The organism is Streptomyces sp. NPDC021012 (assembly GCF_044333355.1).
Classification (GTDB): Bacteria; Actinomycetota; Actinomycetes; order Streptomycetales; family Streptomycetaceae; genus Streptomyces.
The window spans coordinates 127,332-141,567 of sequence record NZ_JBIRQU010000010.1 but is presented as its reverse complement, the minus strand read 5'-3'; the positions used below and the strand labels follow the sequence as shown (position 1 = coordinate 141,567).

Annotated in this window: 10 protein-coding genes; all 10 read right to left on the bottom strand. The window is 73.2% G+C overall.

The window, feature by feature from the left end; all coding sequences use genetic code 11:
- Positions 1 to 153 precede the first annotated feature (153 nt).
- Entirely contained in the window at positions 154 to 5,229 is a 5,076-nt protein-coding gene (locus tag ACH4TP_RS29225; protein WP_398439558.1) for a hypothetical protein, read from the bottom strand.
- Between the two features lie 134 nt (positions 5,230 to 5,363).
- Positions 5,364 to 5,897, bottom strand: coding sequence for an NADase-type glycan-binding domain-containing protein (locus ACH4TP_RS29220; RefSeq protein ID WP_389235275.1), 534 nt, complete (start codon positions 5,895 to 5,897; stop codon positions 5,364 to 5,366).
- 1,074 nt (positions 5,898 to 6,971) lie between these two features.
- Positions 6,972 to 7,544, bottom strand: a complete 573-nt coding sequence (locus ACH4TP_RS29215) for a phage tail protein (protein WP_398439557.1) — start codon at positions 7,542 to 7,544, stop codon at positions 6,972 to 6,974.
- Positions 7,541 to 9,502, bottom strand: coding sequence for a putative baseplate assembly protein (locus ACH4TP_RS29210; protein ID WP_398439556.1), 1,962 nt, complete (start codon positions 9,500 to 9,502; stop codon positions 7,541 to 7,543). Before ACH4TP_RS29210 ends, ACH4TP_RS29215 begins: the two co-directional genes overlap by 4 nt.
- Positions 9,502 to 9,924 (bottom strand): GPW/gp25 family protein, encoded by a 423-nt coding sequence (locus ACH4TP_RS29205; RefSeq protein WP_041127460.1) that lies wholly within the window; start codon positions 9,922 to 9,924, stop codon positions 9,502 to 9,504. The genes ACH4TP_RS29210 and ACH4TP_RS29205 overlap by 1 nt, the downstream gene beginning before the upstream one ends.
- The gene (locus ACH4TP_RS29200; RefSeq protein WP_389235263.1) at positions 9,924 to 10,241 is read right to left on the bottom strand and encodes a PAAR domain-containing protein; all 318 of its coding nucleotides are present in this window, start codon (positions 10,239 to 10,241) and stop codon (positions 9,924 to 9,926) included. The genes ACH4TP_RS29205 and ACH4TP_RS29200 overlap by 1 nt, the downstream gene beginning before the upstream one ends.
- Positions 10,242 to 10,264: 23 nt before the next feature.
- Positions 10,265 to 12,088: a VgrG-related protein gene (locus ACH4TP_RS29195; protein ID WP_398439555.1), complete on the bottom strand. Its 1,824-nt coding sequence runs from the start codon at positions 12,086 to 12,088 to the stop codon at positions 10,265 to 10,267.
- Positions 12,085 to 12,807 (bottom strand): peptidase M23, encoded by a 723-nt coding sequence (locus tag ACH4TP_RS29190; RefSeq protein ID WP_398439554.1) that lies wholly within the window; start codon positions 12,805 to 12,807, stop codon positions 12,085 to 12,087. The genes ACH4TP_RS29195 and ACH4TP_RS29190 overlap by 4 nt, the downstream gene beginning before the upstream one ends.
- Positions 12,808 to 12,859: 52 nt before the next feature.
- On the bottom strand, positions 12,860 to 13,285 hold the full coding sequence (locus tag ACH4TP_RS29185) for a phage tail protein (RefSeq protein WP_137992814.1): 426 nt from the start codon (positions 13,283 to 13,285) through the stop codon (positions 12,860 to 12,862).
- A 29-nt stretch (positions 13,286 to 13,314) separates the two neighbouring features.
- Positions 13,315 to 13,752, bottom strand: coding sequence for a hypothetical protein (locus ACH4TP_RS29180; RefSeq protein ID WP_398439553.1), 438 nt, complete (start codon positions 13,750 to 13,752; stop codon positions 13,315 to 13,317).
- Positions 13,753 to 14,236: the final 484 nt, after the last annotated feature.

Below are 14,236 nucleotides of genomic sequence, written 5' to 3'. Positions count from 1 at the left end.
GCCGTTCGCCTGCACGGTCGTCGAGGAGGGCAGGCGATGGCCCGCGTCTCCCAGCCGGCCCAGCAGGGCAGAACATGGTTCCTGATGGAAGAGGGCGTCGCCTCGCAGCGTGTGGGGTTCGACGATGCGGGCGGGGGGCGAGGGAACGGGGCGCTATGCGGGCGGCGGTGCCACCGTCGGGCGGAGGCCCAAGTGGTTTTCTTCGTCGCGGAGTTGGTTGCTCTGGGTGGTGAGCATCTGACGCGCTACGGGTTCCGGCATGCGGATCACGACCGGGCGGGAGAGGGTCGTCTCGCGGGTCGCCGTGGAGGTGTTGCCGGTGCGGACCCGGTTGGTGACGTGGGCGACCGCCCTGATGTCAAGGGTGAACTGAACCAGGACCGACTTCATCTTCGGCTTGTGGACCGGCATCGAGCCGGACGCGTTGGCCGTGGCATCGGTCGTCCCGCCCGAGCCGCCCGTGTTGCCCATCAGCTGGTTGAGGCGGAACTGGTCGGCGTTGAGGACCCCCGCGCCGGCCATGCCACGGGCCGCCCTGCCGTGGTCGGCCGAGCTCTGGCCGTCCCGCTGGGTGGGGCGCGGACCCTCCAGATGGCTCTGGCCGATCGTCTCGAAGGCCATCTTGTCGCCCACGCCCAGGACCCGGCCGTTGCGCAGGCGCGCGTGCAGGGAGGCCCGGAGGTTCTGGCCCTCCGCACCGGAGGCATGCACGGGCGGCAGGTCGACGCCGGCGGAGGCGAGAAGCGGCAGGGCGGCGATCATCCACTCGGTGGAGACCGCCTCGTTCAGTGCGTAGGCGGCGGCCTGGCCCTTGTCGCGGAACCGCGCGCCGCCGCCCGCCTGCCGGACCACGGACGTCAGCAACTGCCGTACCTGTGTGACCCCTTGGAAGCCGTTGACCTGGGCCTCCATCGGCAGCCGGGCACCGCTCGCGCGCCAGGCGCCCAGGTCGGCCGGGGCCGCCGGGTCGGGAGCGTGCGAGCCCCGGGCGACCAAGGGCACGTCCCGCGTCGGGAGTTCGACGCGGGAGAGCGCGTCCAGGTCGGTGCGCAGGACGCGATGGGTCAGCGCCAGGTTGTCCAGCAGGGCGAGCGCCACCCGGGTGTTGCCCCGGTACAGTTCGAGGCTCGCCCGGACCGGCACACGCATCTTCGCCACCGCCGCCGAACTGGCGTCCGCGACCGTCTTCATGCCGAGCTGGCCCCGGCTCACGGCACCGCCGCGTCGCGACGCGCCGGACGAGAGGCCGAGGCCCGCCGCACCGCCGGTGCTCTTCAACCGGCCCGAGCCGCCGTCGGGTTTGCCGGATCCCGCGAGGATGCCCTCGACGCCGGTGGTCGTGCCCTCGTCGCGGGAGGTCGCCTGCTGGGCCACGGCCGAGGTGATGTACTCCATGTCCCGCCGGTCCGTCGCGTCGCCCTCGTACTCGCCGTCCCCCACCCGGTCGACCTTGAACACCGCCCAGTACGGGGTGTTGCGGCCGTCGAACAGCTCGACGGTGACCCCGCCGTCCATGGCACCGGACAGCAGTCCGGCGGACCCGTCCCGGTCCAGGACGCGGAGCAGGCGCTGCACGTTGTCGTTGCGGTCGTCGAGCTGTCGCCGGGGCAGCAGCGTGTCGGCGAGGTCCCGCTGCTGGTCGAAGGCGAGACGCGAACGCAGTTGACCGAGCAGCGGCACGAAGTTCGGGAGGTCCTCGACCATGCCGAATCCGAGGGGGAGTTCGCGGCGGAACCCCGGTCCCGTGGGAGCCGTCCAGAAACTCTCGTCGTCGCTCTCGTCCTGGACGGTCTGTTCGGCGGCCGTATGGAAACTCTCCGTGTCGCTCTCGTCTCCTGCGGTCGTGTCCGGTTCGGCGGCCTCCAGCCCCGCGTCCCGCCGCAGTTCCCGCGGAAGCTGCGCCTCCGTCAGCCACACCCCCGCCGCGGCCGGCAGGGTCTGGGCGCCCTTCGCCACGTAGGGGCCGCCGCCGGTCACCTTGACCTCCGCCACCATGGTGACCAGCACGTCGCACTGGACCAGATACAGCGGGGCCTTCTTCGGGGTGTGGGCGTTGCGCTCGACCGTGCCGGACAGGGCGTACGACTGGGAGTCGCCCTCGCTCGTGGTGCGGAACGTCGACAGACCCTGCCCGGCGCGCCACGTGGTGCCGCTCTCCGAGCCGGTGACGCCGAACTGCACCGTGCTGCTGGCTCCTTGGCCCGACTGCCCGGCGGACTGGTGGCCGCCGAGCACGAAGGTCTCGGTGCCCGGGCCCTCGCCGGTGTGCACGAACCTGGGGTTGGCCAGGGCCAGCCGGGTGCCGACCGCGCCGTTGAGGGCGGCGAGGCGACGCGGGTAGCGGAGGTTCTTGACGACCCAGCCGGAGGACGAGGCCTGCCGCAGCGCCGCCTGGACGGCTCGTTCGCCGAACCGTTCCTCGATCGCCAGCCGTGGCGCGAGTCCCTCGGTCGCCAGCGCCGGGTCCTCGCGCAGGCGCCTGTTGCGGGCTGCGGCCTTGGACAGCAGCGCGAAGGCGAGGTCGCGGACGGGCTGCCCGTCGACGGTCTCCACCAGCTGCCAGTCCCGCAGCAGGGATCCGGCGACCGGTGCGGGGGCGAGCGTGGCCAGGTCACCGATGCCCTCGGCGGCCACGTCGGTGGCGGGCGCCGGTTCCGCACGGTCCCCGAGCGCCGCGTCGGCCCGGTCCTTGCCCTCCTGGTCCAGGGTGAACTCGGTCGGCGTGAGCAGCCGTACGTCCTGGCTGCCCAGGTTCGTGTACGTCAGCGTCTCGGCCTCCGGCACGTCCCGGCCCGGGCTGCCGACGGTGAGGCCGCGGGCGAGCTTGCGGGGCCGGGAGGTCATGGTGGCCTCCACGTCGAGGTGCAGGGCCGCCCGGAAGGCGCTGGCGGTGTCGGAGCCGTTGGCGACGACGTCCGTACGACCGGTCGTGCCGGCCTGGTTGCGATGCGAGCCGGAGCTGTGCTTCTCGTAGCGGGCCCCGGCGGTCAGGATGCCGGGGACCAGCCTGGCCTGGCCGAGGACCAGACCGCCGATCGAGCGCGAACTGCTTCGCCCGCTCTGTGCGTTGGCGCCGACAGTCGTGTGGCTGCGCACCGACCAGTCCTTGATGTCGCCCTCGTAGGCGGTGTCGCTCAGCGTGCCCCGGACGAGGATCTGCACGTCGTGGGCGTGCATGGCGGTCTTGCGGCGCAGCCGTACCCGGATGCCGGTGGACAGCAACTGGTCCTTGTTCACCCGGAGGTTGGTCTCCGAGAGTGCGGTCATCAGCTCGCGGTGGTTGCGTCGCTGGGTCTCGGCCTCCTCGTCGCTGATGCCGAGGGCGGGCGCGGTGGTGCCGAACGCGGGGAGGTAGCCAGCCAGTCGGGGGTCGGTGGCGAACATCTGCTGGACGGCCCGCACCATCGGGCCGGTGTCGACCTGGCTGAGTGCGACGCTGGATCCCTTGCCGTCGTAAGGGAGATGGCGCTCGATGTTCTGTTCGTCGCCGTTCTCATCGGTCTGCGTCGGCTTCTTGATGAACTCCTCGGCCGTCATGCCCAGCGGCAGCGGCAGTCCGAAGGATCGGGCCTCGTCGGCGCGGAGGCTGATCCACACGTTCATCGTGTGGACGGCGACCCGGGTCTCCGGGTGCAGGATCGCCTGGACCGAGCGCGGGCCCGTACCCTCCGCGGTGAACGTCACGGTTCCGAAGTAGAGCGCCTTCTCGCCCCGGACCTCCGCGCCCTGGCGGCCGGCGACGCTCTGTTCGGCCACGGTGAAACGCGCCTTGCGGGCCGCCGCGACAGGCATGGCGGTGGCCCGTACGACGGCCGCGTTGGAGGCCGCGCCGACACCGATCGCGGGGCCCAGACCCGCCTGGACGGCCCGCCCCTTGCCCGCGCTCTCGGTGACCGCCGTCTGGCCGTGCTGGTGCGTGCGCAGCTGGGTCTTGCCGGTGCCCCAGGCCGGGGAGAGGCCGGTGACCGCGGCGCGCAGCCGGTAACTGCCCGCCGTCTTGCCGTCCTTGGAGTACAGGTCCTCGCCGACCACGCCGTCGCGCAGCAGCCGGGGCAGGTCCTCCAGGACGGTGGCCGTGGAGGTCACGTCGTACAGCCGCCCGCGCCCGGGTGCGCCGGGGGCGGTGAGCGAGGGGTGCAGCACGGAGGCGACGGCGTCGAAGAGCCCGCGGCCGGTCTGGTGCGGGGCCGCGTCGTCGGCGACCGCGACCGGTGCCAGGGAGTCGGCGAGGGAGACGCGCCGGCCGGTGTCCGCGGACACCGGCGTGGGCGGGGCGGGCGCCTCGGTGCCGACCGGGACCAGGTGTTCGGTCGGCACGCGCTGGGTGAGCGTTCCGGAGTCGCCGAAGGTCTGCGCGTCGTCGGTGCCGTGCCGCCGGACACGGACCTCGTAGCGGACTCTGCGGTGCACCTCGACCGAGCCCTTGTCGCTGCGCAGCACACGCGGTTCGGCCACGTTCGTCTGCCGACGGGACTCGCGGGAGGACTGCCAGGGCTGGACGTTGCCGGTGGCGGCACCGCCGAGCCACAGGCCCGGGACGACGGGCGCGAGCCCGAAGGCGAGGCCGCCGGCGCCCTTGCTGGAGGATCCGCCGCCCGAACTGCTCACGGTGGCTGAAGAGTTGTGGTGGACGTCGAGCTTGGTGTCCTTGCCCTGGGGGTCCTCGAGCAGGGCCTGCGGCACACCGTCGGTCCCCTGCGAGGCGACGGCCAGCAGGTCCCCCGGCTGGAAGACGGGCGGCTTGTCGTCGGGGGCCCGGGAGATCGTGACGGTGACGTCGTACCACTCCCCGCCCGTTCGGCCCTCGACGGCGAAGGCGCGGCCCTGCCCGAAGAAGCTCTCCGGCCGTCCGGCCAGTTCGTCCGAGAGGTCGGCGACCGTACCGTCGGTGTGCCCGACGACCGCGGACACCGCGTGCCGGACGAACTCGTGGCCGGTCAGCCCGTATGTCGAGGAGAGGCCGCCCGCCTGGAGGTGCATCAGGTACGACGGCAGCACGAAGCCCGTCTCGGTGCGCTCCTCGATGCCTGGCAGCGCGGGGCGGGCGCTCTGGTTCCGGGCCCTTCGCACGGCCCGTGAGGTGGCCGCGTTGCCGGCGGTGCGCTGAAGGGACAGCGGAGGGTGCGCGACACCGGAGGCGATGGCGGGTGGCGGGGCGGCGCGGGACGTCCGGGTCGCCTGCTCGGACGCACCGGTCCCGCCGTCCCCTGACTGCTGCCGTTTCCACACGGGATCAACGTAACCATGGGCGGGACGGGGCGCGGCCTCTCCTCCAGTTCCCGGCGGATTCGCCGTCTCCACTCCACGGGTACGTCAACTTCCGTACGCCACAAGGTCATTCACGGAGCGGGACGGCGCCGGTTTCAGCTCCGTTGGAAGAACTCCACCTCCGCCAGGGCCAGATGACGTCCCCGGGACAGGCCGACGGGTGAGCGCAGTGTCAGGCGTACCGTCTTCGCGTCGCTGATCCCGGTCTGGATCGTCTGCGGGCCCGGCTTGTCAGTGAGGGCGATCTGCCTGTCGTGCCGTGTGCCGTCGGCCGTCGTCACCTCCAGGTCGACCTGGAGGGCGCGGGCCTGGCGGGCGTACGCCTCCGGGGACGTGGACGCGCCGTTGGTGATGATCAGGTCGACGAGGCGGAACGGCTTGCGGAAGGTGTACGTCACCGAGGCGCCCGGTTCGGGGACTCCCCAGTACTTGTTGTTCAGCCCGTCCGTGGTGTTCGTCGGGGGGTGCCCGGGGAGCGCGCCGCTCGCCTTGACGTCCACCGGGGTCACGGGCGTGGCCTTGCCCAGTTTGTCCCGGGTGTCCTCCCACAGGGCGCGTCCGGCGGGGAGCAGGAAGAGTCCGGCGGCGCACAGCGCGACCACGACGGCGAGGATCACGATGAGTCGCACACCCCGCCCCGAACCCGCCCGCACCCGACGCCGGAACGGCCACACCGTCCGCCACCACGGCAACGGCGCGGCCTTCTCCACCGGCCTCAACTCCGCGGCACACCGCCGGCAGAACTTCCGCTCCGGCCGATTGGGCGTCCCGCACACGGGACAGGGCCGCCCGGTGCCCCCGTCCTGCACCGCCGCGGAACGTACGACGGGACGGGGGGCGACGGCCTTCGCCGGGAGGACGGGAAGGATCGGGTCGGGGGTGGGGCTGGTCGGGAGCCGGGCACCTGTTCCGGATGCGGGGGCGGTGGGTCGTACGGGTTCCGAAAGCCCTGGGGTCGGGGCGGGGGGAATTTCCTCGGCGGGGGTCTCGCCTCCGGACCCGCCGGTCGGGGAGTCGGTGCGGGCGGCGTCCGATGCGGGCTGGGGCGGAGCGTTCGTGGGCTCCGGTCGGGCGGGGGCACTGCTGGGGCCCTCGCCGGTGGGGGGAGCCGCGTCGGGGCCGGTGCCGGTGCCCGGGCGTGAGTCCGCGGCATCCGTGCCCGGGGCGTCCGGGGCCGTGGCGGTCGGTGCCGAGGTGACCGCGGCCGGGCTGTCCGGAGCCGCGGAAGCCGACGCCGAGGCAACCGCGGCCGGGGCGTCCGTGGTGCTCGTCCCCCTCGCGTCACCACGCCCACGACCCGTCAGCCGGGACCGCAACGACGACCCGGGGCCGCGTGCGGCCGACGCGGCCCCCTCCCCCGAGGCGGCTGCCGCAGGCGTCGCGGACGGCGCCGCGGAAGCCCTCGGCGGAGTGCCGGCCGGGGACGCCGCCGGAGGATCCGTGGGCGTCGGGACCGCCGCACGGTCCGCGTTCGGCCGCGGTTCCGGGGCGGCCGGAGAGTTCGGGGCCCCCGTGGATCCCGTCGCCGCCGAGGCGGCCGTGGGCGGGTTCGCGGGTGCCTGCGCGCTCGCCGACGTGTCCGTGGAGGTCGACGCATCCGTGCTCGCCGACGAGTCCGACCAGCCCAGATACGTGCCGCAGTTGCCGCAGAAGTCGTCCGCGGGGTCATTGGAGGCCCCGCATGCGGGACATGCTCGCATGCGTCAGTTCCCTTCCTCGGTGGGCGGGCCGGGGAGGACCTCCACCCGAAACGCGACGTGCACCGGGCACATGACCCGGACGATCTCGTGCACCCTGTCCACGTCCAGCCGTCCGGTCCCCGACTCGCGGTCCGGAAGGACGCGGATCAGGAGCTCGGCGGCGGGCTCCGGCGGCAGGTCGGAGCCCGCGGTGTTCGACCACGCCGCCCCACCGTCGCCGCTCACCTCGGCATGCACGCCCAGCGCGAGACGCAGGGCCTCGGCCAGCCCCCGCTTCGTGCCCCGCCACCGGTGCAGCTCCACCGCGCGGACGACCGCCTCCCGGCGCAGTTCCACAGGCCACTGCGGATCGTCCAGGGGACCCACCCACGACGCCAGCCACTGGAGGAAGTCGACCGGGGTCACCCGGGGGTCGAGGTAGGCGGGCAGGTTGTCGAGCGTCGAGAACACCGGCGCGAGAACGGTGTCGAGCCCGGTGGTGAACCGCTGCGCGAAGTCGTCGTCGGCGTACAGTGCGGGCAGTTGCTCCCCGATCGGGTACCTGCTCGGCAGCCCGGGTATCGCGGCGCGGCTCATCCCCGCCCCTCCGCCCCGACTCCCGTCACGACCACCTGGTGCTGGTACGAGAAGACCAGCGCGCCCGGACCCACGTCGATGCGGTCCGTCGGGGCGCCGCGGCGGCCGGTGACGGGGTCGGCCGGGAACAGGCGGATCTCCTCGACCAGCGCGTTGCCGGTGGCGCGTTGCAGGACACCGAAGATCTCGCCGTACTGGACCGGCCGCCCGAACGGCCATCCGGTGCCGTCCGGGCCGCCGACCAGCGGGTTGAGGTGGCGGAACAGGGCGTCCAGCGCCGCCTCGCGGACCTTGTCGGTGTCGCTGGGGGCCGCCGAGAGGCGGGCCACCACGGTGATGCCCTGGTAGACCGGCGGCTCCACCACGAGACGTGTGCCGATCAGACGCCGTTCGTCGAGGCTCGCGGTGATCGCCGAGAGCACCTGGTCGGACGGGATCAGCTGCTCGAAGCGCAACCGGTCGTCGCCCTCGTCGGCCACCGCGTCCGGCACCACCAGGACCCGTACCGCACCCGGCGCGTCCGCGGCCGGCAGACAGCGGACCCGGCGCACCGAGGGCGCGGCCTGGCGGCTGATGATCTCGTAGTCCTCGGCTGTCACCGCGCGGTCCTGCATCCGCAGCGCCTGAGGTGCGCGCCGCCGGGCGTTCTCGACGGTCTCCCCGGCGACCCCGCCGCGCGCCGCCTCCCGGTTGGTGACCTGGGCGATGTACGGAACGGAGCTGAGCAGGACGGAGATCGCACCGCGGGCGACGTTTCCCGCGGGGCCGCCGCCGGTGCGGTAGCGGGCGACCCGGATCCGGGCGCCCTTGGGCGGCACGGCACCGCACTGCCGCAGCGTGCCGTCCGGTTCGCGCAGCGCCGGGGGGAAACCGAACTCGCCGGTGGTGGCGTCGACGCGGACGTGCCGGTCGTCGGGTCCGGAGCGGCCGAAGTGCTCGACCACCTCCCAGCGCTGCCACCCCTCGTCGGAGGACACCTCCACCACGGGGGGCTCGGCGTCGAGCAGGATCGGCGGGCGGCCGAGCCGGAAGGTCTGCCCGGCGACCCCCTCCGAGGTGCCGAGCGGTACGTCGGTCACCGTCTCGGCGTGCTCGACGGACATGGTGCCGCCGACGGTGAACACCGCCGCCTCGCGCACCGTCGGGGACTCCGAGTAGAACGGCTGGCCCGGCTCCGCCTCGATGACCCGGCAGCGCAGCCAGCCGGCCCGGGTGCCGCCGATCACCGACGCCGTGTGCCCGGCCGGCACGTACACGGTGATCTCGCCGGGCCGGTTGAGGCCGCCGGTGGTGTCGTCGCCGGTCTCGCACCGCTGCCAGCCGCCGCCGTCCCACGCCTCCCACACCAGCGGAGGCTGGCGCGGGTCCACACCGATGCCCTCCACACGGCTGTCCAGGCGTACGGCGACGATGCAGCGCGGCACGGCCGTCGGCAGTCCGAACAGCAGCGCGTCGCCGGGCTCCGGCGTCGTCTGGAAGCAGGGGATGTCGAGGCCGTCGGCGAGCATGCCGGTCCGGTCGCTCTGCTCACCGGTCCGGGGGGCGGTCACCAGGCGGGTCAACTCGCTGGGCAGGATGCGCAGTTCTTCCGTGGTCGTGAACACCACCGCCTCGTCGCTCTCGGCGCCCGCGGTGGTCACCTCGGTGCCCGGCGGCAGCGCGACGGTGTCGGGCTGCGGCGCCGAGAGCCAGAAGTCGACGTCGGCGCCGGCCGCGGTCGGCGGGAACAGACGGATGCCCAACAGGTCCAGGAACGCGGTGTAGTTCTTGTCGGGGACCCTGTTCAGCCGGTACAGCAACTGGTCCACCAGGTAGGCGAACGTCTCGATCAGGGTGACGCCCGGGTCGGAGACGTTGTGGTCGGTCCACTCCGGGGCGCGCTGCTGCACATATCGCTTCGCCTCGTCGACGAGTTGCTGGAACCGCCGGTCGTCCAGGTTCGGGGAGGGCAGCGCCATCAGTCCGCGCCTGCTTCCTCGGCCCCCTCCTCGGAGGGGATCGTGTAGAAGGGAAAGACCAGGTTGCGCCGGTCGTTGGTGGAACGCAGGGTGTAGTGCACGTCGATGTAGAGGGTGCCGTCCTCGACCGCGTCGAAGGCGACGACCACGTCGTCGACCGAGATCCGCGGCTCCCAGCGCTCCAGTGCCTCGCGCACCTGCTGCGCGATACGGCCGGCGGTGGCGCCGTCGCCGGGGGCGAAGACGTAGTCGTGGATGCCGCAGCCGAACTCGGGGCGCATGGGGCGTTCGCCGGGCGCGGTGCCGAGCACCAGGCGGATCGCCTCCTCGATCTCCCGCTCCCGTTCGACCAGGGCGATCCCGCCGGTCGGCCCGACGCGCAGCGGGAACGCCCAGCCACGGCCGATGAACCGCTCGCTCATCACACGCCTCCGATCAGAACGTCGGGGGCGCCGGTGACGATCATCGCGCCGCACGCCGTCTGGTCGCGGGCCCGTGCGGCCGGCAGCCCGCCGATGAGGACCTGTCCCGAGGCGAGACCGGCCGGGTTGGGCGTGATCACGTTGGCCGGTCCCAGGGCAAGGTGCGGCGGAATCGCACACGCGTGCAGGCTGCCTACGACGGCGGCGGGCCGGCCACCGATCAGCACGGTCGCGACCGCCCTGGCCGCGGCGGGCGGCGGGGTGGCGATCACCCCGCCGTGGTTGGTGGGGTCGCCGGTACGGGCTGCGGCGGGCATGGGGAAATCCTCTCGAAGGGCGATCAGTTGATGCGGATGAGCTTGGCCTTGAGGACACCGAGCAGACCGCCGTCGACGGTGACGCCCGTGGCGCCGGTGACATCCACCGTGCGGCCGCCGATCTTCACCCCGACCCTGCCGTTGATGTCCACGTTGGCGCCCGACACGTTCACGTCCCCCCGTCCCGCGTCCAGGGTGATGCCCTTCTTGTCGAGCACGACGGAGCTGAGCACCTGCCGGCCCTTGCCCGCGTACACCGTCATCTCTATCCGGTCCCGCCGGTTGTCGAGGAAGACCTCGAGGCGCTCGTCAGCGGACATCATCCGCACCCCGGAGCGCCCCGGTGCCCGCGCGTCCAGCAGCTCCACCCGATGCCCCGAACGCGACACGATGGAGCGACGGTTGACCTTTCCCGTCGTCTTGTCGATCAGTGGGACGTCGTGCGGCGAGGGCTTGTCCACGCCGTTGTAGAGTCCTCCGATGACGTACGGGCTGTCCAGCAGGCCCTGTTCGAAGCCGACCAGCACCTCGTCGTTGACCTCGGGGCTCACCACCCCGCCGCCGCCCTTGCCGCCCCACTGCACGGTGCGCACCCAGTCGGTGACGTACGTGTCGTCCAGCCAGGGGAACCTGAGCTTCACGGCGCCGCGCTCGGAGCCGGCCGGCTCGCGCACGTCCGTCACCACGCCGATCGCCAGGCCGGGCATGCGCGGGCCCCGGGAGGGCGCGTTGGCGCCGGTGACCAGGCCGGTCAGGGAGCGGTCCGGGCTGGCGCTCACCCACACCGTCGTACGGTATCCGCCGTGCGGTTCGAGGACGTGCTGCACCGCCGTCGCCGTGTACTTGCCGGAGAAGGCCTGCCCGACGTTGCCGAGCGCGATGGGCCTGCCCGCCCGCAGCATGGGGTTGCCCTCGGCCAGCACCTCCAACTCGCCGAATCCCGCACTGACTTGGTCGGCCACCGCGTCCGCGACCGCCTTCGTCTCGGCCTGGGTGCGGTACGGGGTGTCGGTGACGGTCAGCTTCGACGACCTGCCGAACCGGGCGGCGAGCGCCGGACTCAGCCCCGGTACCACCGTGTCGCTGTCGACCGACGGCTGCCGGGCCACCAGGGGCCGCTTGGTGGTGACGTCCCAGCCGCGCACCTCCACCTGCTGCGCGCCGTCCGCCGCCGACAAGGAGGCCCGCAGCGCCAGCAGATTGCGCCCGTACTCCAGCACCATCGGGTTCCGAGCAGCCGACGTGGACGGCGCGGGCGCCCCGGACGCCTTCTGGGGCTTGGTGAACTGGAGCAGCTCCTTGTCGTCGACACGCACCTGCGCGCCGCTCTCGGCGGCCAGGAACTGAAGGAAGTCCCAGTCGGAGACGTTCGCCTGGGACAGCTGCTTGTAGGTGACCGGCGCGGCCTGCACGGTGCCGCAGGCCAGGCCCGCCCCGGCGGCCACCTTGCGGACGATGGCCGCCGCCGTCATGTTCCGGTACGCCACCACCTTCCGGCCGCGCTGGAGGCGGTGCGCCTTGGAGAAGGCACGCACCACCGTGAACGAGCCGGTGCGGTCCCGGTCCACCTCCAGGGCCGTCACCTCACCGTTGAACAGCCGCTCGCGCGCCTGCCCGGTCACGGTGACCACGGAGACCCTGAGCGGGGTGCCGATGGTGATGCCGGTCTTCTTCAGGAACTCGTGATCGGGGTCGCGGAACGTGAGGACCGCCGCGTCCGGCAGGCCCACGTTCTCGTCGACCACGCAACTCACCAGCTGGGCGGCCCAGACGGGCGGCAGCTCGCCGGGCGTCTCCACGATGGGGTCCGCCGCGAAGGACCGGCCGTCCCGTGCCCCGCCACTCACTGCTCCTCCTCAGCGCCCGCGTCGCTCATCGCCGGCAGCACCAGTTCGCTGCCGGGCACGAGCGCCATCGGGTCGTCGATGTCATTGGCCTCCGCGATGACCCGCCAGGCCGTCGCGTCTCCGTACTCCCGCCACGCCAGCAGCGCCAGGCTGTCGCCCGCCACGACGAGGTGCGTACTGCGCCCGGTGCGCGAGCCGGACGTCGGGTTCTGCCCCGCCGGACCGACGCTCGCCTCCTCGATCGACAGCCGGCAGGTCGCCCGCAGCGGCTTGCCGTCCACGTCGAACAGCGTGTACGTCACCGACAGGCTGGACAGCACCCCGTCGAACGACGTCGTCCGCGCACTGCCCCACTCGAACCGCACCCACGGGCTCGCCGGCTTCTTGCGCCCCAGGCTCGCCTTCGTCGGCACGCACGCCTTCATCAGCTTCTCCACCGCCTGCTCCACGGAGTTGTCGTGGGTGGCGGTGGCGTCCAGGAACACCTCGAGACTCAGCTCGCGCGGGCCACTGCCGACGAACTCGGGCAGCGCCGACTCCTCCGCCATCCGCGACGGAGAACGCCGCCACTCGGTGGTCTTGCGCAACTCCAAGGTGGACGGGTTGAACTGGAGGTTCAGCCGCGCGAGCGTCCCGCCGGGCTTGGCGCCGACGGAGGCCGGGGGCTCCTTCAGCGTCAGCTGGGCCCTGGCCCGACTGGACCGGGACGCTGGGGACATGACCGGTATTCCTTTCCATGGCGCTTTACGGAGAACGGGACTTGAGGGCTGGTCAGGAAGGGCGGAGTCCCTCGTGGGCGATCTCCAGGGTCTCCACCGCCGCCTGCGAGCTGCTGGGGTCGAAGGACGGGCCCTGCCAGCGCACCGGGACGATCCCGAACACCTGCCAGCTGATGATCCGCGACAGATCCGGCCGCAGCGCCACGATCTCGCCGTCCTTGGGCTCCACCCGCTTCAGCGTCTCGTCGAGCCAGCGGGCGATCTTCGCGGTGTCGGCGGTGACCGGCCGGGTGAGCGTGATGTTCGACCAGGTCACCCGGCCGGGCAGGTTATGGGTGAAGCCGTTGTTGCCCCCCTCGGCATAGGTCTCGATCTCCACCTCGGCCCCCATGCCGGAGCAGGTGTGGAAGGCGCCCAGATCATTGCCGCCGATCGCGAGCCGGAAGAACACGCTGCTCGCGAAGATGTTGTCCGTCATCCGTCCGTCATCCGTTCCGTGCCGCGCCCTCAGCGGCGTCCGTCGTAGGGGCGACCCGTACGCTCCCGGCCGCGCCGCAGTTCCGTGCGCAGCAGGCGGGCCATCGGGTCGAGCAGGCGACGCGCGAGGTCGTCCAGGTCGAGACCGGGCTCCTGCGCCGCGCCGGCGGACCGCTCCGCGCGCCGTCCGGACGCGGAGGCGGAGGCCGTCCCGGGGTGCTGCTGCTCGCCACGCGCCGCGGTCACCGCCTTCGCCGGTACGCCCTTGGATACGCCGGGTACGTCGGGTACGGCCTTCCCCGCGCCGGAGCTCGCACGCTGGACCTCGGGCACCGCAGGGCTGTTGCCGCCGCCGCTCGCCGATCGGGCGCCCGGCGTCACGACCCGCGGCCGGACCACGGGGATGGCCGCCGCCTGCGCCACGGCCGTCGACGGGCCGTTCGCGAGGGGCGGCGTCAACGGGGGCACGACCGGCAGGGGCCGCGCCGGGGGGACCTCCGCCGTACCGGGCACTCCCCCGCCAGGCGGCGCGGGCTTGACGAGCGGGACGACTCGCTGGACAACACCGGGGGCGCCGGTCGCTCGTACGGCCGAGCCGGTTGCCGGTACACCCGGGTGGTGCGGCGCGTGCGCGGTGCCGGTTACCGGTACACCCGGCTGGTGCGGCGCACGCGCGGTCACGGACCGTTGGACCGGCGGGGTCGCAGCGGCGCCCGCGGACGGTGCCGACGCGGGGTGTGCGGGGTGCGCAAGCGACCGGGTGGACGGTGCGGGGGTGCCGCCGCCGGGGACGTCCGCCCCGCTCCAACGCGCCGCCACCACGGGAGGGCCGCCGACGGGGCGCGACGCGGCGGACGGTGCCAGGCCTTCCGGCGCCAAGGTGTTGAGGGTGAGGGGCCGTGCGGGCAGCAGCGCGAGGGTGCGGCGGGCTACCGGGATGGAGGGGGCTGCG